Annotated in this window: 23 protein-coding genes and 1 tRNA gene; 10 read left to right on the top strand and 14 right to left on the bottom strand. The window is 62.7% G+C overall.

Annotation, left to right across the window (positions count from 1 at the left end):
• Nucleotides 1–126: 126 nt before the first annotated feature.
• Entirely contained in the window at nt 127–1,332 is a 1,206-nt protein-coding gene (locus ABEH27_RS17995; protein WP_346614869.1) for an MFS transporter, read from the bottom strand.
• Nucleotides 1,333–1,510: 178 nt separating this feature from the next.
• Here ABEH27_RS17995 and ABEH27_RS17990 point away from each other — a divergent pair, with 178 nt between their 5' ends.
• Together ABEH27_RS17990 and ABEH27_RS17985 are read left to right on the top strand one after the other, a co-directional pair.
• Entirely contained in the window at nt 1,511–2,443 is a 933-nt protein-coding gene (locus ABEH27_RS17990) for a FecR domain-containing protein (protein ID WP_346614868.1), read from the top strand.
• Nucleotides 2,444–2,538: 95 nt separating this feature from the next.
• A tRNA-Met gene (locus ABEH27_RS17985) sits at nt 2,539–2,615 on the top strand.
• Between the two features lie 70 nt (nt 2,616–2,685).
• On the opposite strand, the gene ABEH27_RS17980 is transcribed toward ABEH27_RS17985, so the two are convergent.
• Nucleotides 2,686–3,297: a LysE family translocator gene (locus ABEH27_RS17980; RefSeq protein WP_346614867.1), complete on the bottom strand. Its 612-nt coding sequence runs from the start codon at nt 3,295–3,297 to the stop codon at nt 2,686–2,688.
• 247 nt (nt 3,298–3,544) lie between these two features.
• Between ABEH27_RS17980 and ABEH27_RS17975 the strand changes: the two genes are divergently transcribed.
• The gene (locus tag ABEH27_RS17975; protein WP_346614866.1) at nt 3,545–4,459 is read left to right on the top strand and encodes a LysR substrate-binding domain-containing protein; all 915 of its coding nucleotides are present in this window, start codon (nt 3,545–3,547) and stop codon (nt 4,457–4,459) included.
• On the opposite strand, the gene ABEH27_RS17970 is transcribed toward ABEH27_RS17975, so the two are convergent.
• On the bottom strand, nt 4,399–4,980 hold the full coding sequence (locus ABEH27_RS17970) for a D-Ala-D-Ala carboxypeptidase family metallohydrolase (RefSeq protein WP_346614865.1): 582 nt from the start codon (nt 4,978–4,980) through the stop codon (nt 4,399–4,401). The two genes, ABEH27_RS17975 and ABEH27_RS17970, sit on opposite strands and share 61 nt — an antisense overlap.
• A gap of 403 nt (nt 4,981–5,383) precedes the next feature.
• On the opposite strand from ABEH27_RS17970, the gene ABEH27_RS17965 reads away from it, so the two are divergent.
• Nucleotides 5,384–6,073, top strand: coding sequence for an NYN domain-containing protein (locus ABEH27_RS17965; RefSeq protein ID WP_346614965.1), 690 nt, complete (start codon nt 5,384–5,386; stop codon nt 6,071–6,073).
• Between the two features lie 31 nt (nt 6,074–6,104).
• Here the strand turns inward: ABEH27_RS17965 and rimI are convergent, their stop codons facing one another.
• Entirely contained in the window at nt 6,105–6,560 is a 456-nt protein-coding gene (gene rimI / locus ABEH27_RS17960; protein ID WP_346614864.1) for a ribosomal protein S18-alanine N-acetyltransferase, read from the bottom strand.
• Nucleotides 6,557–7,345 (bottom strand): energy transducer TonB, encoded by a 789-nt coding sequence (locus ABEH27_RS17955; RefSeq protein ID WP_346614863.1) that lies wholly within the window; start codon nt 7,343–7,345, stop codon nt 6,557–6,559. Before ABEH27_RS17955 ends, rimI begins: the two co-directional genes overlap by 4 nt.
• Before the next feature lie 287 nt (nt 7,346–7,632).
• On the opposite strand from ABEH27_RS17955, the gene mksB reads away from it, so the two are divergent.
• From mksB to mksF, 3 genes are read left to right on the top strand one after another with little or no spacing between them, the layout of a single operon-like run.
• A complete protein-coding gene (gene mksB, locus ABEH27_RS17950; protein ID WP_346614862.1) occupies nt 7,633–8,910 on the top strand; it encodes an Mks condensin complex protein MksB in 1,278 nt (425 codons plus the stop codon).
• Nucleotides 8,900–9,607 carry an Mks condensin complex protein MksE gene (mksE, locus tag ABEH27_RS17945; RefSeq protein ID WP_346614861.1) on the top strand — a complete coding sequence of 236 codons (708 nt, stop codon included), beginning with the start codon at nt 8,900–8,902 and terminating at the stop codon, nt 9,605–9,607. Before mksB ends, mksE begins: the two co-directional genes overlap by 11 nt.
• Nucleotides 9,604–12,435, top strand: a complete 2,832-nt coding sequence (gene mksF / locus ABEH27_RS17940; protein ID WP_346614860.1) for an Mks condensin complex protein MksF — start codon at nt 9,604–9,606, stop codon at nt 12,433–12,435. Before mksE ends, mksF begins: the two co-directional genes overlap by 4 nt.
• Nucleotides 12,436–12,575: 140 nt before the next feature.
• On the opposite strand, the gene ABEH27_RS17935 is transcribed toward mksF, so the two are convergent.
• The 5 genes from ABEH27_RS17935 to rplU form a co-directional block, all read right to left on the bottom strand.
• Nucleotides 12,576–13,037, bottom strand: a complete 462-nt coding sequence (locus tag ABEH27_RS17935) for a CreA family protein (RefSeq protein WP_346614859.1) — start codon at nt 13,035–13,037, stop codon at nt 12,576–12,578.
• A complete protein-coding gene (gene proB / locus ABEH27_RS17930) occupies nt 13,034–14,152 on the bottom strand; it encodes a glutamate 5-kinase (RefSeq protein ID WP_346614858.1) in 1,119 nt (372 codons plus the stop codon). Before proB ends, ABEH27_RS17935 begins: the two co-directional genes overlap by 4 nt.
• 87 nt (nt 14,153–14,239) lie before the next feature.
• The gene (gene cgtA, locus ABEH27_RS17925; RefSeq protein ID WP_346614857.1) at nt 14,240–15,466 is read right to left on the bottom strand and encodes an Obg family GTPase CgtA; all 1,227 of its coding nucleotides are present in this window, start codon (nt 15,464–15,466) and stop codon (nt 14,240–14,242) included.
• A gap of 189 nt (nt 15,467–15,655) precedes the next feature.
• On the bottom strand, nt 15,656–15,913 hold the full coding sequence (rpmA, locus tag ABEH27_RS17920) for a 50S ribosomal protein L27 (protein WP_008092023.1): 258 nt from the start codon (nt 15,911–15,913) through the stop codon (nt 15,656–15,658).
• 38 nt (nt 15,914–15,951) lie between these two features.
• The gene (gene rplU, locus ABEH27_RS17915; RefSeq protein ID WP_003247466.1) at nt 15,952–16,266 is read right to left on the bottom strand and encodes a 50S ribosomal protein L21; all 315 of its coding nucleotides are present in this window, start codon (nt 16,264–16,266) and stop codon (nt 15,952–15,954) included.
• Nucleotides 16,267–16,511: 245 nt separating this feature from the next.
• Here rplU and ABEH27_RS17910 point away from each other — a divergent pair, with 245 nt between their 5' ends.
• From ABEH27_RS17910 to ABEH27_RS17900, 3 genes are all read left to right on the top strand, one after another.
• Nucleotides 16,512–17,480 (top strand): polyprenyl synthetase family protein, encoded by a 969-nt coding sequence (locus ABEH27_RS17910; RefSeq protein ID WP_346614856.1) that lies wholly within the window; start codon nt 16,512–16,514, stop codon nt 17,478–17,480.
• 182 nt (nt 17,481–17,662) lie between these two features.
• Entirely contained in the window at nt 17,663–18,004 is a 342-nt protein-coding gene (locus ABEH27_RS17905; RefSeq protein ID WP_346614855.1) for a zinc ribbon domain-containing protein YjdM, read from the top strand.
• Nucleotides 18,005–18,155: 151 nt separating this feature from the next.
• The gene (locus ABEH27_RS17900) at nt 18,156–18,401 is read left to right on the top strand and encodes a hypothetical protein (RefSeq protein WP_346614854.1); all 246 of its coding nucleotides are present in this window, start codon (nt 18,156–18,158) and stop codon (nt 18,399–18,401) included.
• 145 nt (nt 18,402–18,546) lie between these two features.
• Here the strand turns inward: ABEH27_RS17900 and ABEH27_RS17895 are convergent, their stop codons facing one another.
• From ABEH27_RS17895 to ABEH27_RS17880, 4 genes are all read right to left on the bottom strand, one after another.
• Complete coding sequence (locus ABEH27_RS17895; protein WP_346614853.1) at nt 18,547–19,164, bottom strand: FKBP-type peptidyl-prolyl cis-trans isomerase; 618 nt, start codon at nt 19,162–19,164, stop codon at nt 18,547–18,549.
• Between the two features lie 85 nt (nt 19,165–19,249).
• Nucleotides 19,250–19,555, bottom strand: coding sequence for a DUF6482 family protein (locus ABEH27_RS17890; protein WP_346614852.1), 306 nt, complete (start codon nt 19,553–19,555; stop codon nt 19,250–19,252).
• A 127-nt stretch (nt 19,556–19,682) separates the two neighbouring features.
• Nucleotides 19,683–20,171 (bottom strand): TIGR00645 family protein, encoded by a 489-nt coding sequence (locus ABEH27_RS17885; RefSeq protein ID WP_003247486.1) that lies wholly within the window; start codon nt 20,169–20,171, stop codon nt 19,683–19,685.
• A 201-nt stretch (nt 20,172–20,372) separates the two neighbouring features.
• Complete coding sequence (locus ABEH27_RS17880) at nt 20,373–20,711, bottom strand: hypothetical protein (protein WP_003247487.1); 339 nt, start codon at nt 20,709–20,711, stop codon at nt 20,373–20,375.
• Nucleotides 20,712–20,777: the final 66 nt, after the last annotated feature.

Genomic DNA, 20,777 nt, shown 5'->3' with positions numbered 1-20,777 from the left:
GGCCGCTGCGCGGCCCATTCGCGGGCAAGCCCGCTCCTACAGGAGCCCGGCTGAATCCAGGGCCAGCACTGAACCTGTGGGAGCGGGCTTGGCCTGCGAGTGGGTTGCAAAGCAGCCCGATCAATCTCAGCGCTTACCGGTATTTGGCAGAAACACCGCCAACAACCCGAACAACGGCAGGAACGAGCACAGCCCATACACGTACTCGATGCCGCGCAAGTCCGCCAGGTACCCCAGCAACGCCGCGCCAATGCCGCCGAAACCGAACATCAAGCCGAAGAAGATCCCGGCAATCATGCCCACGCTGCCCGGCACCAGTTCCTGGGCATACACCACGATCGCCGAGAATGCCGACGCCAGGATGAAGCCGATCACCACGCTCAGCACGGTGGTCCAGAACAGGTCGGCATACGGCAGCGCCAGGGTGAACGGCGCTACACCGAGGATCGAGAACCAGATCACCGCCTTGCGCCCGATGCGGTCACCGATTGGCCCGCCGAAGAAGGTACCCGCCGCCACCGCGCCCAGGAACAGGAACAGGTGCAGCTGCGAGCTGGCCACCGACAGGTCGAACTTCTCGATCAGGTAGAAGGTGAAGTAGCTGGTGAAACTGGCCATGTAGAAATATTTGGAGAACACCAGCAGGCCCAGCACGATCAGCGCCGCGATCACCCTCTTGCGCGAGATGCCATGGCTGGCCTGCACCGCCTTGCGCGCCTTGGCCTGGCTAAGGTGCTCGGTGTACCAGCGGCGCAGCATCAGGGTCACGGCAAAGAACAGCAGCCCCGCCACACCGAACCAGGCGACGTGGGTCTGGCCGAACGGGATGACGATGGCGGCCGCCAGCAACGGGCCAAAGGCCGAGCCTGCGTTGCCGCCTACCTGAAAGGTCGACTGCGCCAGGCCGAAACGCCCGCCCGAGGCCAGGCGCGCAATACGCGAAGTCTCCGGGTGGAAGGTCGACGAGCCGATCCCCACCAGCGCCGAGGCCAGCAGAATCATCGGGAAGCTGCCAACGAAGGCCAGCATGACGATCCCCACCAACGTGCACAGGGTGCCGAGCGGCAACAAGTTCGGCGTGGGCCGGCGGTCGGTGAAAAAGCCCACCCAGGGTTGCAGCATCGAGGCGGTGATCTGGAATGTCAGAGTGATCAGGCCGATCTGGGCGAAACTCAGGTCGTAGTTGGCCTTGAGCATCGGGTAGATCGCCGGCAGCACCGACTGAATGAGGTCATTGATCAGGTGCGCCAGCGCGCAGAAGGTGATGATGCGCATCACCAGCGGGTTGGCTTGGCTAGCCGAGCTGGCGGTGGAGGTGCTGCTGATGGCCATGGGCTTGATTTCCGTCCGCAGGGTTGGGATCCGATTATCAGGAAACAAATGGATACATAGCTACCTTTTTATCCCTCCGTCACCGCGTACTTGTAAATGGTTCTCAATATATTTAGCATCCTCGAACTAATTTCCCCGTAATCGTTGGGCGAAACCGCCCTTTCGCGAGCACATCCTCATGAGCCCGATGCCCGCCACGCAGATTCAGGCTGACCCTCAGCAGGAAGCACTGGAATGGTTTTCCCGCCTGCGCCAACCCGGCTGCACTGAACGCGAGCGCCAGGCGTTCGCCATTTGGTGCCAGGCCCCGCTCAACGCGCACGCCTATGCCGAGCTGGAAGCCTGTTGGCAGCAGCTGCAAGTGCCGCCGGCACGGCCGCGGCCACGCCTTGTCAGTGCCCGCCGCAGCCACCTGGGCAAAGCGCTGGCCTTGCTGTTTCTGACAGCCTTGGCGGTGCTGGCGTATGTGTACTGGCCGCTGCTGCAACGCCTGGGCAGTGAGTTGCACACCGACGCGGGCGAACGGCGCAGCCTGCGCCTGGCCGACGGCTCGACGCTGCACCTGGACAGCGCCAGCGCGATGAATGTCGACCTGCGAGGGCGCACGCGGCTGCTGCATCTGGTGCAGGGCCAGGTCTACCTGGAAGTGATGCTGGACGGCCGCGCCATGGAAGTGCAGGTGAACGATGCGCGCATTCAGGTATTCGGCACCCGCCTGATGGTGGCCCGCCACGCCGATCACGACGAACTGGTGGTGCTCAACGGCAAGGCCATGATCGTTCAGGGGGGCGACCAACGCATGGTGTCGGCCGGCGAACGGGTGACATTCACTGAAGCACGTATCAACCCTGTGCAAAAAGTCGATGTCAAAACCGCAGACGCCTGGCGTACTGGCCACCTTCGTGCCAGCGACATGCCCTTGGGGCAGGTGATCGAGCGCCTGGCCAGCTACCAGGGCCGCCGCGTATGGCTGATGGATGAACAGACGGCGTATCGGCGCGTGAGCGGTGACTTCAACCTCGACCGGCCCGGCGAAACCCTCGATGCACTGGCTAGCGAACAGCGCTTGCAAGTGCACGCCGTGCTCGGGCAGTGGCTGATCGTCCAATAAAATCAGGCTTGGCGGCTAAGTTTTTGAAAGCGTGCAAATTTTTTTTGAAATGAGTGTTGACACAGGGGCCTCACAAGCGAATAATGCGCGCCATCGGCTACATAGCTCAGTTGGTTAGAGCATAGCATTCATAATGCTGGGGTCCGGGGTTCAAGTCCCTGTGTAGCCACCAAACTTGAAAAGGGCTTACCGCAAGGTAGGCCCTTTTCTTTTGCCTTCGATAAAGCTCAGCGCCCCTCCCCTCAACGTACGCCCGCTACCACCACCGCCAGCCCCAAGCCAATCAGCGCCACACCGATCACCCGGTCGACAACGACCTGCCGCTCGATCATTGCCTTGCGCAACCCCGCACTCGAGAAGAACACCGCCACCAGGCTGAACCACACCCAATGGGCAAATGACATGAATGCTCCGTAGGCGAAATCCAACCCCAGCGGTGTGCCCGGCTGCACGACCTGGGTGTAGGCGCTTACGACGAAGAGCATGGTCTTGGGGTTCAAGGCATTGGTGAGGAACCCTGTGCGCATTGCCGCGAGCAGCCCGGTGGCCGAGGGCTGCCCTTCAAGGCTGATGCGCGTGGTGTTGGTCAGCGACTGGTAACCCAGGTAGATCAGGTACCCCGCCCCGAGCACCTTCATGGCCAGGAATAGCACAGGGCTCTGGCTGATGATCACGGCGATACCCAGCACCGTGTACAGCACATGCACCTGCACGCCCAGGGCAATGCCCGCTGCTGCCGCCAACCCGGCCTCGCGGCCCTGTGCATAACTGCTGCGGGTAACCATGGCGAAATCGGCCCCAGGGCTGATGACGGCCAGGAGGGTGAATAGAGCAACGGCAAGCAGTTCGGTCACGGGTAGGTCCTCGATAGACGATGAAAATGCACAGATGTGCGCATTATCGAGGCCGGGCAAAGCGCGGAAAATCGATTTATAGTGAGGTAAATCCGCTAGCTTTTCTCACAGAGGTGCATTGCCGCTGCGGGCCTCTTCGCGGGGCAAGCCCGCTCCCACACATGCTCTACAAGTACCCAGGGCGGTGTGCGTTCTGTGGGAGCGGGCTTGCCCCGCGAAGAGGCCCGCAGCGGCAACCATGAAGCCCATGAAACTGCCCCCCCTCACCGCCTTTCGTTACTTCGACATTGCCGCCGAGACCGAGAGCTTCGTGCGCGCCGCCGAGCGCCTGCACGTTACCCATGGCGCCGTCAGCCGTCAGGTGCGCCTGCTTGAAGAAAGCCTCGGCATCGCGTTGTTCGAGCGGCGCAACCGGGCGATCTTCCTGACCCCGGCGGGCCGCGCACTGCAGGGCACAACCCAGGCCATTTTCGAGCAGCTGGAAGGCGCAGTGCAGCGCCTGCAGCAGCAGGAACGGGACAATGTGCTGGTGCTCTCGTGCGAACCGACCATCGCCATGCGCTGGCTGATCCCGCGCCTGCCCCGCTTTCATGCCGCTCACCCGGACCTGCAACTGCACCTGGTGGCCGCCGGCGGGCCACTGGACTTTGCCCGCAGCGGCGTCGACCTGGCGCTGCGCCGCGATGACTTCCACTGGCCACCCGCGCTGCACACCCTGAAGATCTGCGATGAATGGATTGGCCCGATCAACAACGATGGCAGTACCGCGCTCGACGGCCAGCGCTTGCTGCACAGCAACACCCGGCCGAGCGCCTGGCCTGCCTGGCTGCGCCTGAGCGGCCAGCAGGCGCGGCACAGCCAGCGCAGCGACTACGAACATTTCTACCTGTCACTGCAAGCGGCCAGCGCCGGCCTGGGCCTGGCCATCGCCTCGGCATTGATGGTGCGTGATGAACTCGGCAGTGGGCAGCTGAAAGCGCCGTTCGGCTTCATGCGCGATGGCTCCGCCTATCACCTATTGAGCCCGCAGCCGCTGGATGATGGCGGCAAGCGCCAGCGCTTTGCCGAATGGGTGATTGGCGAAAGCCAGGCCTGCCTTGCTCAGCTGGGCTTGCTGCAGAACGACGAACCCGCACTGCCATCGCCGCCCCAGGTGCGATAACCCGCAGTGTCGACATGGATACGGCCTGATGGGTAACGCCCCAGGCCCATGTTCCAGGCCTGGCCGTGCCGCTGCCAGAAGCTGCACAACGGGTTGGGGTCAGCCCAGGCCGGCAGCAGGATATCGACCGCAAACGCTCGGGTATGGGCACTGCCCACGGCGCCGCCGGCGCAGCGGTTGAGGCTTGGATCGCGGTAGGCCGAAACCACTTCGAACTGGCGCAGGATACCCTCGTCATCCAGTGTCTTGATCAGCGCCAGCGTGGAACGCACCGCAGGCCAGTTACCGGGCGGTGGCACTGCGAAGGGTGAAGCCTTGCACAGCCGCCAGTCCGAGGCCGAGCGCAGCAATTGGTGAATCGGCACTACGCCATACAGGCGGGCATCCACCAGCATCTCGCGAAATGGCCGGGTCTGATGATCCCCAGCCCATTGCGCGAACATCCACAGGTCGCGCTCATCCGCCTGCGCCGCACCTGCGCTCAACGCCAACGCCAGCAGCCAGCCTTTTGCACTTCTCATTGCCGCCCCCACTCCAGTATGAGCTCGGCCGCCAACCCTGGCGGTTTGCTGACAAGAGTTAAGCACGCACAGACTGCGCCATGGTGCTTAGGCATCATTGTGGTAATGAAGAAACTGGTGAGCTTGTGCAAACCCGCAGAAACCGAATGATATTTTTCAAGTCATTTCGAGAGCAATGCGGAGCAACACAGTTTTCCGTGGATTTTTGACCCATGATCGAGCCTCATCGGTCATTATTACTCGGCAGCAATAATCCGGACCGGAGATGCTTGTTGACTGGCCCAGTCACGATGGCATAATCACTCTCACTACTCAGCCCCGTACGCGACGATTCAGTTCTTCGGCTGTTGGGGTGAAGAAACCGGCCTAGCGCCGGTTTTTTCGTTTTCAGGAAATGAAAACCTTGCGTACTGCCTGTTTTATCGACGGATACAACGTGTTTTACGGGCTGGTAGCAGGCACAGTCTTCAAATGGCTGGACCTGCCTGCCCTGCTCTGCCACATCATCAAGGTCGAACAACCAGCAAGTGAGCTGACCGCAATCACCTTTTTCACATCTGGCGTGAAACCCTCACTCGCGAGTCGGGGGAACTTGTCCAAAGAAGCTCAAGACACTTACCTACGCGCTCTGATCGCAAGAGGCGTCGTTGTTCATTACGGACGCCATCAACTAGAGCCTCGTAATGCGCCTCGCTTCGTCGACAAGGAGACGGCACCCTCAAGGCACGACAAGGTAGCCATCTGGAAGCTCGAAGAAAAGGAAACGGATGTCCACATTGCCATCAGCATGTACCGACTCGCCTCGCAACAAGTCGCACTCCCCACAGAAGAGCGAATCCAGCAGATGGTTCTCGTTTCGGCGGACACTGATATGACGCCAGCCTTGAGAGCCATCAGAGAAGACTTTCCAGAACTGAAGATAGGCGTGATCCTGCCGCACCGCGAGGGTATGAAACGAACCACGCCTGGCTCACTCAAAAACCATTCACACTGGATGCGTCACCTGGTGACAACCGAGGAGCTCGCCTCACACCAATTTCCAGACCGCGTACCTACCCTGAAAAGACCAGCAATCAAGCCGGAGTACTGGTAACAGATCAGTAAACTTCAGGACAGAAGCACCGTCACTCTCCAAACAACGTACAAGCCATCACCAGCGCATCCTCGCGCCCACCCGCCACCGGGTAGTAATCCCGCCGGCGGCCGATCTCGTTGAAGCCGTACCGCTCATACAACCGATACGCCGACTGGTTGCTGGCCCGCACCTCCAGGAAGCACTCGCGCCCATTGAGCTGATACGCCCGCGCCATCAAATGTTCGAGCAAGCGCAGGCCCATGCCTCGCCCCTGGCTCTCCGGCTTGACGGTAATGTTCAGCAGGTGCGCCTCATCGATGATCACGTTGATCACGCCATGGCCGACTTGCTGCTGGCCATCGAACATCAACCACACTTCGTAGGATTTGAGCGCATCCTGGAAGATCCCGCGGGTCCAGGGATGGCTGAACGCGGCATATTCGATCTTAAGCACGGCATCCAGATCCGCCTCGGTCATGGGGCGGAAACTGATCGATTCACTCATTCAACGCTCTTCCAGCGCGCCATCAGCTGGCGCATCGCTTGCCAGACGTCCGCCTTGCGGTGCGGCTCGTCCATCAACAGTTCAAGGCCCGGCAACGCCCAGGCGTCGCCCAGGCCGTCGAGCTTCAGTACGTGGTAATACGCTTCGGTGTCGGCACTGGCGGCAAAACGCAGGGCCGGCAGGCCGATCAGCCACAGGCAACTACAAGGGGTTTCTTCGAGGCGCGCCTGGATGAAGCCTTTGACGAAATCACGCGCAGCGTCCGGGCCCTGGTCCATGTTGCCGCGCACCAGCAGCGGCCAACGCACCGGCTCGCCGATGATCTGCGGGGCGTCGGGCAGGCCGGCGGCGCGCAGCATGTCCTTGAGCAGCAGGTAGGACGGGTCGCGGCTCTGGAACGGTTGGCCGGTGGCCAGCTCGACCAGCAGCAGGCAACTGCCAGCGCGCAATAGTTGCAGCGAGAAGCGCGGCGGTGGCGCCAGGGCCGGACGTGGCGCGGGGGCCTGCGCCTCGGCCTCGACCGGTTTGGCCACGGGCTTTGGCGTGTTGCCCGGGCGCGGGATTTCGATTTTCGGCCGCTCGCCGGAGCGCGCCTGCGGTACCGGCGGCGCGTCGTGGACGGCCGGTGCGGATGGCCTGATCTCGAATTCGGCTTCCTCGACCGGCACCTGCGGCAACAGCAGCTCGGGGCGCGACGGGGCGGCGAACGGCAGTTCGGCGCGCGGCAGCCAATGCACCACTTGCATGGCGGAAAGGTAGGCGCGGCGGCGGGACTCGGTCAGCAAGGCACGGGTATCCGGAGGGTTGAATCAATCGCGCATTCTAACGCTGTTGGGAGGCGAGCGCCGCAACTGGTCGGCAGAAAATTGCTGCCAGTACTGGCCTCATCGCCGGCAAGCCAGCTCCCACAGGGCTCGGTGGCGTACCTGTGGGAGCCGGCTTGCCGGCGATGAGGCCAGTGAATCCCTTAGCAAACTCAGGGGTAATTCCTCATTACAGACCAAGGGGTGAAATCCTCCCCCCGGGATGCAGTACAATCGCCCCCTTTTTACTTGGCAACGAGTAGACGCCAATGATCGAACCCAAGCGCGTCCTGCGCGCCCTAGCTGAACACTGGGCCCTGATCGAGCCGCTGTGCGAGCGTTTCGACCAAGGCACCCTGAGCCTGGTCGAACTGCGCCAGCAACTGGGCCGCCAGCAAGTGGAAAGCACGCCGCAGGACATCACCCAGCTGCTCGACGTGTGGATCCGCCTGGATATCCTGGTGCCGGTGGCCAAGAGCCCGAACCGCTTCGAGCTCAACGCCCAGATCCACGATTTCCTCGCCTACCTGCGCCGCGAGCACCGCCTGGGCCTGTGCCTGGAGATCGAGGCCTACCTGCGCCACCTGGAGCGCCTTGCCGGGCACATCCAGGATGCCTTCGACAACCGCGACAGCGACGACCTGGCGCGCCAATTGCGCCTGCTCGACATGCGCGTGCGCGACGTACTGAAGAAACTCGACAACGACGAACAGGCACTGGTGGCCGTGGCCGAACGGGCCAAGACCAGCAACCGCCAGATCCCGTTGCGCCAGCGTTATGCCGAGGTACTGGCGACCTGGGACGAATACGTCGAGCCGATGATCCAGCTGGTCAACGCCGACGGCGCCTTCGAACAAGGCGTGCGCAAGGTCGAGACCGTGCTGCTGAAACTGCTGGGCGAACAGGCGCGCCTGGGCCACCTGGTCGACGACGACATGCTGCTGCGCACCCACGCGCGCATCCTCGAAATGCAGACCAGCGCCCAGCTGACCCTGCGCCACGCCCGCGAACTGCTGCTGCCGCTGCGCGAAGAAGCGCGCCGGCACAACGCCGTGACCCGCGGCGCTGCCCTGGCCCTGTCGGTGATCCGCCGCAAAGGCATCGATGCCGTGCCGCACGCAGCCATGCCGCTGTTCACCCGCCCGCAAAGCACCTTCCTCGGCAGCGCCAGCCAGGTCGAGGCGTATGTCTACGCCCTCGCCCGCTTCGAGCCGAAACCGGCCAAGTTCCCCAAGGCGCACAAGACCCAGAACGGCCCGCTGCCGCGTGCGCCACGCACGGTCAAAGAAATGCTCGAACGCTGCGAGAATGCCCTGCCGCTGCCCGACCTGATGGTCTGGCTGCTGGACCAGGAGCCCGAAGGCGCAACCGACGAACTGCTGTACTGGTTCTCGCGCCTGTCGCGCGAGAAGCGCTTCAAGCGCGAACGCCTCGACCGCCGCGAATACACCACCCAGGAACACTTGGTCAGCCTGCGCTCGTTCGCCCTGACCTCCAGCCGCGAAGCGCCACCTGAAACCAACGCGAGCCCAGCCAATGCATCTTGATCTTTCCGAACTGTCCCAGCTCGCGCCGATCTTCCGCGAGCTGTTCAAAGGGTTCCATGTCAGCCGCCGCGACCCGGAGCTGTACGCCCAACTGTCGAACTTCCAGGACCAGTACCGCACCTTGTTCAAGGCCCTGGGCTTCGAGCTGGTGTGCGATACCCGCGGCTTCTACTACTTCGTCCCCGAGCAGGCCGCCGCGCAGGTCAACAAGACCGCCCAGCGCCTGTCGCTGTTCACCTTCATCCTGGTCGAGCACCTGGCCGACCAGGGCCGCGACCCGATGGCCGTGCTCGACGGCGGCAGCATTGGCCGCGACGAGCTGCCGTCGCTTTTGGAAAAGTACCGCGACCTGTTCCTGCAGGCCGAAGTGCAGACCGTCGACGAGCTGGAAGAAAAGATCATGCGCCGCATGACCCAGCTCGGCTTCGCCCACGAAGAAGGCGGCATCTACCGCTTCCTGCCACCGATGCACCGCTTCCTCGACGTGTGCCTGTCGGTGCAGCAGGACCGCGACCTGGCCGCTACCCTGCACAGCGACCTGCCGCTGCCAACCCCGGTGCTGGTCGAAGAAGAAAGCCCGGAAGAACTGGCGCGCACTGACGACCCGCTCGACCTGGCGCCGTTTGAAGGCGACGAAAGCGAAGAAGAGGCCCTGGCCCGGGCCATCCGCGAAGAGCAACAGGAGATTGACGCATGAGCCAGGAACGCTACGGCATCCGCCGCTTCGCACTGCTCAACACCGCCGGCTACAGCCTTGGCCTGTTCCCGCTGGAACACCCGCTGTCGGTCTACGGCGCCAACAACCTGGGCAAGTCGGCGTCGATCAACGCCCTGCAGTTCCCGATCCTGGCACGCATGTCCGACATGAGCTTCGGCAAGTACAGCCTGGAGCAGTCGCGCCGCTTCTACTTCGCCAGCGACACCTCTTACATCCTTTGCGAACTGAACCTGCCCCACGGCCCGCACGTGGTCGGCGTGGTCGGCCGCGGCCCGGGCGGCGGTTTCGGCCACCAGTTCTTCGCCTACAAAGGCGAGCTGGACCTGGCCCACTACCAGAAGAACGACACCTGCCTGCGCCAGAAAGAGCTGTTCACCAACCTCGAGCGCCTGGGCCTGAAGGCCTACGAGCTCAAGCCGGATGAACTGCGCCGGCTGCTGGTCGGCGGCCACACGTCGGTGCCGCTGGACCTGACCATGATCCCGCTGCGCTCGACCAGCGAGCAGAGCCTCAAAACATTCCGCGCACTGTTCATCAACCTGCTGCACATGCGCGAAATCACCGCCGCCAAGCTCAAGCAGCTGTTCCTCGACGCCTTCGAGCACAGCCTGCGCTCGGGCAGCGTCGACTACATTGCTGCCTGCGAAGAAGCCTTCCGCGACGTGCGCCGCATGGAGCAGGACTATAACGCCCTGGTCGCCGCCGGCCCGCTGGTCGAGGCCCTGGCTGGCGGCGTGGCCCAGCGCGACATCCTGCGCGGCAAACTGCACCGCCTTTCGCCGCTGCTCGATAACCTGCTGGGTACCTGGCAGGAATACGCCATGGCGCGCAAGGAAGAGCTGGTGATCCAGGCCGAGCACTTCCGTGGCGAGCAAGACCGGCTGCAGAACGACCAGCGCGGCGGCACCCAGGAGCTGATGCGCCTGGAGCGTGAAATCACGGGCATCCAGCGCTGGCTCGGCGAGCTGTCGGTGCTCAAGCACCGCTTCGCCCTGGTCGACGACGTCAAGGTTCTGGAACAGCAACTGCTGGCGGCCAAGGATGCCCACGACGAACTGGCCGGCGCCCTGGCGCAATCGCGACAGTTCTCCGCCGAAGACCTCGACGAGCGCGTGCGTGACCTCGAAAAACGCATGAAGCAGGTCAAGCAGCAACTCGACCACGCCGACAACAACAGCTATGCCCGCCTGCGCGAAGAGTTCTCGCAGGCCGACGTCGACCGCCTGATGCGCCTGTTCAACGGCGCGCTGTTCAGCCTGCCGTTGGGCGACCGCGGCATCGAGCTGGACGACAGCGACCTGTGGGTGAAATCGCTCGAAGGGGTACTCGATGGCTTCAAGGGCGAGCGTTTCGAGGCCCCGGGCATTTCCATCGACATCTCCCATATCGACCCGCCGGCCCTGCAGGCCTTGGCCGACCGTGCCGCCCTGCGCGATCAGAAGGACCGCCTGGAGCGCGAGCTCAAGCAGCTCAAGACCCAGCAGTCGGTAGCCGCCGACCGCACCGCCTCCAAGGCGCAGACCGAAGCCCTGTACCAACAGGTGCTGGATGCTCAGAAGGCCCTGGAAGACTACCGCCGCAGCGAAACCCTGGCCGCTGAAGAGCCCGAGAAGCTGGAGCAACTGGCGCAGCTGGAAGCCGCCCAGGACGAGCTGAAGCGCTCCAGCGATGCCTTCACCGAACGCGTTCAGCAACTGTCGGCCAAGCTGCAACTGGTCGGCCGCCAGATCGGCGACCTGGAGTCCAAACAGCGCACGCTGGAAGATGCCTTGCGCCGTCGCCAACTGCTACCGGCCGACCTGCCGTTCGGCACGCCGTTCATGGAAGCGGTCGATGACTCCATGGACAACCTGCTGCCACTGCTCAACGACTACCAGGACAGCTGGCAGGGCTTGCAGCGCGTCGACAACCAGATCGAGGCGCTATACGCCCAGGTGCGCCTGAAGGGCGTGGCCAAGTTCGACAGCGAAGACGACATGGAGCGCCGCCTGCAGCTGCTGGTGAACGCCTATGCGCACCGCACCGACGAAGCCCTGACCCTGGCCAAGGCGCGCCGCGCTGCGGTCACCGACATCGCCCGGACCCTGCGCAACATCCGCAGCGACTACGACAGCCTCGAGCACCAGCTGGCCCTGTTCAACCGCGAGATCAACAAGCGCCAGGTGTCCAACCTGGAGAGCTTCCGCGTGGTACTGGCGCCGAACAAGGAAGCGCTCAAGCACATCGACCAGATCATCCACAGCGCCGGCCAGTACGAGGAAGGCGAGACCCTGTCGGTATTCGACCTGACGCAGAACTCGGACCAGGACCACAAGAACGAAGAGGCCAAGGAATACCTGGCACGGCTGGTGGCGGCCAACCATAACCAGTTGGGCCTCAAAGACCTGTTCGAGCTTGCGTTCGAGATCACCAAGATCAACAGCCAGCCGGTGATCCACGCCGACATCGACGGCGCCGCGTCCAACGGCACCACCATGACCATCAAGGCGCTGACCAACATGTACTTGTTGCTGCACCTGATGGACCGCGACCTGGCCGGGCGCATTCGCCTGCCGTACTACCTGGACGAAGCGGCGGACATCGACGAACGCAACCAGGCGGCGCTGCTGGAAACCAGTTTGCAGTTGGGCTTCGTGCCGATTTTGGCGAGCGTGAAGCCGCAGGTGTCGGCGCACGTGGCGATCGACCTGGAAGGCGGTAGCGGGCCGAATGGCATCTACATCGATGAGGCGGATTGGAAGTTCATCAGCCCTCGGGATGTGGAGAAGGCGGTTGTGCGAGAGGATCAGGCTGAGGAGTTGGCCTGAGTCTGGAGTCATGGGGCCGCTTAGCGGCCCTTTCGCCGGCAAGCCGGCTCCCACAGAGATCCGCACAGCCCTCAAGCGCAGTGATAACCCTGTGGGAGCTGGCTTGCCAGCGATTGGAGGCCAAAGGCCTCCCGATTACATCAATGCGCCCAAGGCAGGATCGGAATTGCCGTCACCGCATTCTGCGGGCTACCTTCGATCATGCGGTCGCTGTACACCAGATACACCAGCGTATTGCGCTTCTTGTCCAGGAAGCGCACCACCTGCATGGTCTTGAACACCAGCGAGGTGCGCTCCTTGAACACTTCCTCGCCGTCCTTCAACTCACCCTTGAAGCTGATCGGCCCGACCTGGCGGCAGGCGATCGACGCCTCCGCACGGTCTTCTGCCAGGCCCAGCCCACCTTTCATGCCGCCCGTCTTGGCACGCGACAGGTAGCAGGTCACACCTTCGACCTTGGGGTCATCGAAAGCCTCGACCACTATACGGTCGTTCGGCCCGAGGAACTTGAACACGGTCGACACCTGGCCGACCTCCTCTGCCCCGGCCAGCATCGGCAACGCCAGCGCCGCCACGGCAATTACACGCTTGAGCAGGCTCATACCAGCACCAGGTTGTCGCGGTGCACCAGCTCCGGCTCGGCGCTGTAACCGAGCAGCGATTCGATGGCCTCGGACGACTGGCCGATGATTTTCTGGGCTTCCAGTGCGCTGTAGTTGGCCAGCCCGCGAGCCACTTCCAGGCCATCGGGGCCCACGCAGACGACCATCTCGCCGCGACGGAAGCTGCCTTGCACGGTCTTCACGCCAACCGGCAGCAGGCTCTTGTTGGCCTGACGCAGGGCCTGCACGGCACCGGCGTCGAGCACCAGGGTGCCACGGGTTTGCAGGTGGCCAGCCAGCCACTGCTTGCGCGCCGCCAGCATGCCGCGCTCGGGCGACAGCAAGGTGCCCAGGCGCTCGCCGGCCTTCAGGCGGTCCAGCACACGCTCGATACGGCCACCAATGATGATGGTGTGGGCCCCGGAACGGGCAGCCAGGCGCGCAGCGCGCAACTTGGTCTGCATGCCACCACGGCCCAGGGCGCCACCGGTACCGCCAGCCACGGCGTCGAGCGACGGGTCATCGGCACGGGCTTCGTAGATCAGCTGGGCTTCGGGATTGTTGCGCGGGTCGGCGTCGAACATGCCGTCACGGTCGGTGAGGATCACCAGCAGGTCGGCTTCGACCAGGTTGGCCACCAGCGCGGCCAGCGTGTCGTTGTCGCCGAAGCGGATTTCGTCGGTGACCACGGTGTCGTTTTCGTTGATCACCGGCACCACACCCAGGTCGACCAGCGTGCGCAGGGTGCTGCGGGCATTGAGGTAACGCTTGCGGTCGGACAGGTCGTCGTGGGTCAGAAGGATCTGCGCGGTGTGCTTGCCGTGCTCGCCGAAGCTCGACTCCCAGGCTTGCACCAGGCGCATCTGGCCGATCGAAGCAGCGGCCTGCAGCTCGTTCATCGCGCTCGGTCGCGAAGTCCAGCCCAGCTGGCTCATGCCGGCTGCCACGGCCCCGGAGGAGACCAGTACCAACTCCACGCCTGCTTCACGCAGCGCGACCATCTGCTCGACCCACACGGCCATGGCGCCGCGGTCGAGGCCTTTGCCATCCGCCGTGAGCAGCGCACTGCCGATCTTCACGACCCAGCGCTTGGCGCCAGTCACCTTGCTTCGCATCTTCTCTTCCAACCTATGTCGAATCTGTAGATACCGTAGATACAAAAACGCCGCTCCAGAGAGCGGCGTTTAGTGTACTGCAACCGGTCAGTCGCGCACGTAAATGATTTCCGGGCCGTCTTCGTCGTCCTCGAAATCGTCATCCCATGCATCGTCGTCGCCGATGTCGTGCACGCTCTTGACGCCGGTACGACGCAGGGTACGGGCGTCGTCCAGGGCCTGCAGCTGGGCACGGGCTTCGTCTTCGATGCGCTGGTCGAGTTCGGCCAGCTCTTCGGCGTAGGCCGGGTCGTTGGCCAGGCGGTCGGCGCGGTCTTCGATGTAGCGCATCAGGTCGTGGCTGAGCTGCTCGGTGCCTTGCTTGGAGATGGCCGAGATCACATAGACCGGGCCTTCCCACTGCAGGCGCTCGACCACTTCCTTGACCCGCTCGTCGCGCTCGTCGTCCATCAGCATGTCCGACTTGTTCAGCACCAGCCAGCGCTCACGGTCGGTCAGCGACGGGCTGAAGCGAGTCAGCTCGTTGATGATCACTTCGGCGGCATCGGCCGGGCTGCTGCCGTCCAGCGGCGCCAGGTCGACCAGGTGCAGCAGCACGCGGGTACGCGCCAGGTGCTTGAGGAAGCGGATACCCAGGCCGGCACCGTCGGATGCGCCTTCGATCAGGCCGGGGATGTCGGCGATGACGAAGCTCTTCCAGCGGTCGACGCTGACCACGCCCAGGTTTGGCACCAGGGTGGTGAACGGGTAGTCGGCGACTTTCGGCTTGGCGGCCGATACCGAACGGATGAAGGTGCTCTTGCCGGCATTTGGCAGGCCCAGCAGGCCAACGTCGGCCAGGACCTTCAGCTCCATCTTCAGGTCGCGCTGGTCACCCGGCTTGCCTGGGGTGGTCTGGCGCGGCGCACGGTTGGTACTGGATTTGAAACGGGTGTTGCCCAGGCCGTGCCAGCCGCCTTGGGCGACCATCAGCTTCTGGCCTGGGGTAATCAGGTCGCCGATCACTTCCTGGGTGGACGCGTCGATCACCGTGGTGCCGACCGGCACGCGCAGGAACAGGTCTTCACCCTTCTTGCCAGTGCAATCGGTGCTGCCACCGTTGGAGCCGCGCTGGGCTTCGTGGTGACGGGTGTAGCGGTAATCGACCAGGGTATTGAGGTTTTCGTCGGCCACCATGTACACCGAACCACCATCGCCACCGTCGCCGCCGTTGGGGCCACCGTTCTCGATGAATTTCTCGCGACGGAAGCTCATGCAACCGTTGCCGCCGTCACCGGCTTTGACCCGAATCGATACTTCGTCAACAAACTTCATTTAAAACCGCCCCTCGCCTTCCGGCGAGCTGAATACTTGAAAAACCTGAGGCTCTTGCAAAAATGAGCGCGGCGGCCCCGTACGACCGTAGAAACCCACGCCGGCAGCCCATACAAACAGCTTTGCAAGAGGCTCACCACAAACGAAAAAGCCCCGTCGCATGACGGGGCTTCTGGAGCGACGTCGCGATTAAGCGGCGACGATGCTCACGTAACGGCGGTTGAACTCGCCTTTCTTCTCGAACTTGATCACGCCTTCGATCTTGGCGAACAGGGTGTGATCCTTGCCCATGCCAACGCCGTAGCCGGCGTGGAACTGGGTGCCGCGCTGACGGACGATGATGTTGCCGGCCTTGACGACCTGGCTGCCATACATCTTCACGCCAAGGCGTTTCGATTCTGAGTCGCGACCGTTACGGGTACTACCACCAGCCTTCTTGTGAGCCATGGTTCAATTCTCCAAATAAATTCAGGGGATCTAGGGGATTAAGCCTGGATGCCGGTGATTTTGATCTCGGTGAACCACTGGCGGTGGCCCATACGCTTCATGTGGTGCTTACGACGACGGAACTTGATGATGCGTACTTTATCGTGACGGCCTTGCGAAACGACTTCGGCAACAACTTTAGCGCCAGCGACGACTGGAGCGCCGATGGTGACTTCTTCACCGTTGGCAACCAGCAGAACGCGATCGAAGGTCACGGATTCGCCAGTGGCGACTTCCAGTTTTTCGATCTTGAGGAATTCACCTTCAGCGACTTTGTACTGCTTGCCGCCGGTAACGATTACTGCGTAAGACATGGGTATTTCTCCGATAATCCTGCTCACCCAGCGCTTTATATATTGAGTATTGGCTGGCATGGCTGCATGGGGCTGGAACGGCCCGGTGCAATTGCGTAAGGCAGGTGCTGCCCAGGAAGTTAGGGTGCGCGATTGTACGCAACCCGGGTTTTGCTTGCAAGTACCGGCCCCGCCGCCCGGGCACCGCGCCTTGACACCACGGGACCCGCGACCTAGCATGCCGCGCAACCTCAATGGAGCAGCCGATGCAACCCCAAACCTTCTACCGCGCGGTAGCTGACGATTTCAGCGCCGTCGACGAGATCATCAAGAAGCAGCTGACCTCGCGCGTGCCGCTGGTATCGAAGATCGGCGACTATATCACGTCCGCCGGTGGCAAGCGCCTGCGCCCCCTGCTGGTGCTGCTGTGCGGCAAGGCCCTGGGCCGCGAAGGCGACGACCTGCGCCTGCTGGCCGCGACCATCGAGTTCCTGCACACCGCCACCCTGCTGCATGACGATGTGGTCGACATGTCGGGCATGCGCCGCGGCCGTTCCACCGCCAACGCACTGTGGGGCAACGCGCCGAGCGTGCTGGTGGGCGACTTCCTTTACTCGCGCTCGTTCGAAATGATGGTCGAACTGGGCTCGATGCCGGTCATGCAGATCCTCTCCAAGGCCACCCGGGTGATTGCCGAGGGTGAAGTGCTGCAGCTGTCGCGCGTGCGCGATGCCAGCACCACCGAAGAGGTGTACATGGAGGTCATCCGCGGCAAGACCGCGATGCTGTTCGAGGCCTCGACCCACAGCGCCGCCGCGCTGGCCGAAGCCACCGACGAGCAGCGCGAGGCCCTGCGTACCTTCGGTGACCACCTGGGTGTGGCCTTCCAGCTGGTCGACGACCTGCTCGACTACAAAGGTGACTCGGAAACCCTGGGCAAGAACGTCGGCGACGACCTGGCCGAAGGCAAGCCTACCCTGCCGCTGATCTACACCATGCGTGAAGGCACGCCTGAGCAGGCGGCACTGGTGCGCAAGGCAATCCAGAAAGGTGGCCTGGAAGACCTGGAGCAGATCCGCGTAGCGGTCGAGGCTTCTGGCGCGCTGGACTACACCGCGCAAATGGCGCGCGATTACGTCAAGCGGGCCATTGCCTGCCTGGAAGTGCTGCCGGCCAGTGAATACCGGGATGCGCTGGTTGAGCTGAGTGAGTTTGCGGTCGCGCGTACACACTAAGCCAGCATCGCCCTCTTCGCGGGACAAGCCCGCTCCCACAGGTTATCCACCAAGCTCAAGGCAGAGGGTGTAACTGTGGGAGCGGGCTTGTCCCGCGAATGCTTTTGTACAGACAAAACATTTCCCGGCTAAAACCTTATACAATATGGGCCTTTAACCGCCTGTCTGTTTAAGGAACCGAAGTGAGTACTCTGCCAGCCTGCCCAAAATGCAATTCCGAATACACCTATGAGGATGGCACTCAGCTGATCTGCCCCGAATGCGCCCACGAGTGGTCGGCCAACGGCGAAGCCGATGCTGCCAGTGATGACGTGGTGAAAAAGGATTCGGTCGGCAATGTGCTGCAGGATGGCGACACCGTTACCGTGATCAAGGACCTCAAGGTCAAGGGCTCCTCCCTGGTGGTCAAGGTCGGCACCAAGGTCAAGAACATCCGCCTGTGCGACGGCGACCACGACATCGACTGCAAGATCGACGGCATCGGTGCCATGAAGTTGAAGTCGGAATTCGTGCGAAAGGTCTGATGTTAGTGTGCGACGGGGCTGCCACACGGTGGCCCTGACAGATCCTGCAACAGGATCAGCCGCACCATTCGGAAGAATTCTTCCAATAGTCTCTTGCTATTTTGATAATAAGAATTATTCTCATTGGAACTGCTATCCAAGGAGAATAGCCATGACTTATCTGATCGACGCCTGGCTGGACCGCCCCCACCCTTACCTGCGCATCTTGCACCGCGAGACCGGCGAAGTGTGCGCCGTACTCGAGGAAGAAGCGCTCGACGAACTGCGCGACCAAGGCGACCTGGACCTGCAGGGTTTGAATTCGAGTGAGCCGGTGGTGCTCAAGGAGTTGGTGCGCAATCTGTTCCTGTTCTGCTATGCGCGGGCCTTGCGCCCGGTGGGAACAGACTGGAATTGAGACCGGCAGTACCGGCCTCATCGCCGGCAAGCCGGCTCCCACAGGTACAATGCAGCCCTCAGGTACAGCACAACACTCAGGTACTGCGCGGTCCTTGTGGGAGCCGGCTTGCCGGCGAATGGGCCGCGTAGCGGCCCCAGGGGCATTACAGAACGTCGAGCAGTTCGACGTCGAATACCAGCACGCTGTGCGGCGGGATGCTGCCAACGCCTTGGGCGCCGTAGGCCAGCTCGCTCGGCACGTACAGGCGCCATTTGCTGCCAGCGTTCATCAGCTGCAGGGCTTCGGTCCAGCCAGCAATCACGCCGCCAACCGGGAATTCCGCTGGCTGACCACGATCGTAGGAGCTGTCGAACACAGTGCCGTCGATCAGGGTGCCGTGGTAGTGCGTACGCACGTTGCTTTCGCGGGTCGGCTTGGCGCCTTCGCCGGCGGTCAGCACTTCGAACTGCAGGCCCGAAGCCAGGGTGGTGATGCCTTCACGCTTGGCGTTTTCGGCCAGGAATGCCTTGCCAGCGCCAGCGGCGGCTTCAGCCTTGGCTGCTGCTTCTGCTTGCATGATGTCGCGGATCACTTTGAAGCTGGCCGACAGGTCGGCTTCATTTACGCGGCTGTCGGCGCCGTTGAAGGCGTCGGTCAGGCCGGCCACGATAGCTTCCAGGCTAACGCCCGGTGGCGGGTTGTCGCGCAGCTGGCCGCCCAGCTGACGGCCGATGCCGTAGCTTACGCGGGTTTCGTCGGTGGACAGGTTGAGTTCGGACATTGTCGTGCTCCACTGCAGGGCGCAGTGCAGCCGCGCCCTTGATGAAAAGGGCGAGCAGCCTAGCACACTGGGGCGCTGCGAGCAGCTACCAGGCCGAGCGCGGCGAAATGGGCACCTTGAGGTCTTCTTCCGGGTGTTGCCCCATGCCACACATCTCGTCCTGCACAGACCAATGCAGCAGGTTCATCGACATCATCGGCAAAGGTTTCAACAGCTCCCGCGCCTCTTCCACCGAGCGCACGCGCAGGCGTTTGCCCTGGCTGTCAGCAAGCGGCTGGGCGCGCCCGTTGACCCGGGCTTCGAGCAGGTAATCCCCGCCTTCGATGGCGATCAGATTCAGTTCGTTGACATGGCCGGCCCTGGCCTCGGTATTGAGCTGATGCAGGTTCATGAGAGCACCTCGCTGCTGGAACCAGGCATGAGTGCTCATTTTTTGTACAGCCCCGCCGAAAGCACAAGCCGAAAACGACACCGCCCGTCCGTTTTGCAACGGACGGGCGGCGCAGGCTTGGCAGCACTCAGTGCTTGGTCAGCTTGTCCAGGTAACCCATGCAGAACGCCGATACCACGAAGGTCATGTGAATGATCACGTACCACATCAGGTAGTCGGTGGAGATGTTCTGGGCATCCATGAACACCCGCAGCAGGTGGATGGAGGAAATGGCCACGATCGAGGCGGCGACCTTCATCTTCAGCGACGAGGAGTCCATCTTGCCCAACCAGTTGAGCTTCTCCTTGCTTTCGTCGATGTCCAGTTGCGACACGAAGTTTTCGTAGCCGGAGATCATCACCATCACCAGCAGGCCGCCAACCAGCGACATGTCGATCAGCGACAGGATCACAAGGATCAGGTCCGCTTCGCTTAGGGCAAAGACATTGGGCAGGACGTGGACAACTTCCTGGAAAAATTTCAGCGCCAGGGCCAGCAGCCCGAGGGACAGGCCAAAGTAGATGGGGGCGAGCAGCCAGCGCGAGGCATACATCGCGTTTTCGAGAATACGTTCCATGGAGGGTTTGGGACTCGTCAGGTGACTAAAAAGCGACCGCGAGTATAGCCAGCCACCTGTTACAGCAAAAGCCTGCTTGAAAGGCGGGCCGCTGCGCAGCCCAATCGCCGGCAAGCCGGCTCCCACATGGCCTGCATCGTCTTTACCGCCAAGTCGCCCCTTTGCGGGCCGGCTTGTCGGGGGTGAGGCGACTGAAGGTTCTCAGGTCTCGGGGTGGAACTGGTAATCCCCAAGGTTGCGGCAACGCTCGCCGTTGATCCGTCGCAGTTGCGCCTGCAAGTGCAGGCACCAGATCTGCGGATCCTCGGCCACCTGGTACCCATGCAGGGTCAGGCTGTCGACGATGGCATTGAGCACAGACTCGGCCACCAGCGGGCCATGGAAAGGCCCCTGGGCCTTGATGGCAGAGGGTTGTTCACCGGCCATGCCGGCGGCGAACAGCAAAGTCCACATGCCGTTGTCGCCGGCCAGCGGACGAATGCTGCATTCGATACGGGTCACCAGGCCCAGGCACTGGCGAGTAAGGCTGAGGTTGCGCATGGCAGCGTCCCCCTCCAATAAGCCCTGTTCAGCCCGAAACGTTCGGGCTGTCTCCATCCTGAACCC

Origin of the sequence: Pseudomonas sp. P39-UII1 (assembly GCF_039672635.1) — a bacterium.
Lineage (GTDB): Bacteria > Pseudomonadota > Gammaproteobacteria > Pseudomonadales > Pseudomonadaceae > Aquipseudomonas.
The sequence above is the reverse complement of the archived record's forward strand: the minus strand, read 5'-3'. Positions and strand labels throughout refer to the sequence as shown.

Excerpts from the sequence above, each read along its gene's own strand:
- ABEH27_RS17900 (WP_346614854.1), top strand. The coding sequence starts at position 18,156 with ATGACTTATCTGATCGACGCCTGGCTGGACCGCCCCCACCCTTACCTG.
- ABEH27_RS17910 (WP_346614856.1), top strand. The coding sequence starts at position 16,512 with ATGCAACCCCAAACCTTCTACCGCGCGGTAGCTGACGATTTCAGCGCC.
- mksB (WP_346614862.1), top strand. The coding sequence starts at position 7,633 with ATGATCGAACCCAAGCGCGTCCTGCGCGCCCTAGCTGAACACTGGGCC.
- ABEH27_RS17935 (WP_346614859.1), bottom strand. The coding sequence starts at position 13,037 with ATGAGCCTGCTCAAGCGTGTAATTGCCGTGGCGGCGCTGGCGTTGCCG.
- rplU (WP_003247466.1), bottom strand. The coding sequence starts at position 16,266 with ATGTCTTACGCAGTAATCGTTACCGGCGGCAAGCAGTACAAAGTCGCT.
- ABEH27_RS17975 (WP_346614866.1), top strand. The coding sequence starts at position 3,545 with ATGAAACTGCCCCCCCTCACCGCCTTTCGTTACTTCGACATTGCCGCC.
- ABEH27_RS17890 (WP_346614852.1), bottom strand. The coding sequence starts at position 19,555 with ATGAACCTGCATCAGCTCAATACCGAGGCCAGGGCCGGCCATGTCAAC.
- mksF (WP_346614860.1), top strand. The coding sequence starts at position 9,604 with ATGAGCCAGGAACGCTACGGCATCCGCCGCTTCGCACTGCTCAACACC.
- mksE (WP_346614861.1), top strand. The coding sequence starts at position 8,900 with ATGCATCTTGATCTTTCCGAACTGTCCCAGCTCGCGCCGATCTTCCGC.
- ABEH27_RS17970 (WP_346614865.1), bottom strand. The coding sequence starts at position 4,980 with ATGAGAAGTGCAAAAGGCTGGCTGCTGGCGTTGGCGTTGAGCGCAGGT.
- ABEH27_RS17885 (WP_003247486.1), bottom strand. The coding sequence starts at position 20,171 with ATGGAACGTATTCTCGAAAACGCGATGTATGCCTCGCGCTGGCTGCTC.
- ABEH27_RS17995 (WP_346614869.1), bottom strand. The coding sequence starts at position 1,332 with ATGGCCATCAGCAGCACCTCCACCGCCAGCTCGGCTAGCCAAGCCAAC.
- rpmA (WP_008092023.1), bottom strand. The coding sequence starts at position 15,913 with ATGGCTCACAAGAAGGCTGGTGGTAGTACCCGTAACGGTCGCGACTCA.
- rimI (WP_346614864.1), bottom strand. The coding sequence starts at position 6,560 with ATGAGTGAATCGATCAGTTTCCGCCCCATGACCGAGGCGGATCTGGAT.
- ABEH27_RS17880 (WP_003247487.1), bottom strand. The coding sequence starts at position 20,711 with ATGCGCAACCTCAGCCTTACTCGCCAGTGCCTGGGCCTGGTGACCCGT.
- proB (WP_346614858.1), bottom strand. The coding sequence starts at position 14,152 with ATGCGAAGCAAGGTGACTGGCGCCAAGCGCTGGGTCGTGAAGATCGGC.
- cgtA (WP_346614857.1), bottom strand. The coding sequence starts at position 15,466 with ATGAAGTTTGTTGACGAAGTATCGATTCGGGTCAAAGCCGGTGACGGC.
- ABEH27_RS17895 (WP_346614853.1), bottom strand. The coding sequence starts at position 19,164 with ATGTCCGAACTCAACCTGTCCACCGACGAAACCCGCGTAAGCTACGGC.
- ABEH27_RS17990 (WP_346614868.1), top strand. The coding sequence starts at position 1,511 with ATGAGCCCGATGCCCGCCACGCAGATTCAGGCTGACCCTCAGCAGGAA.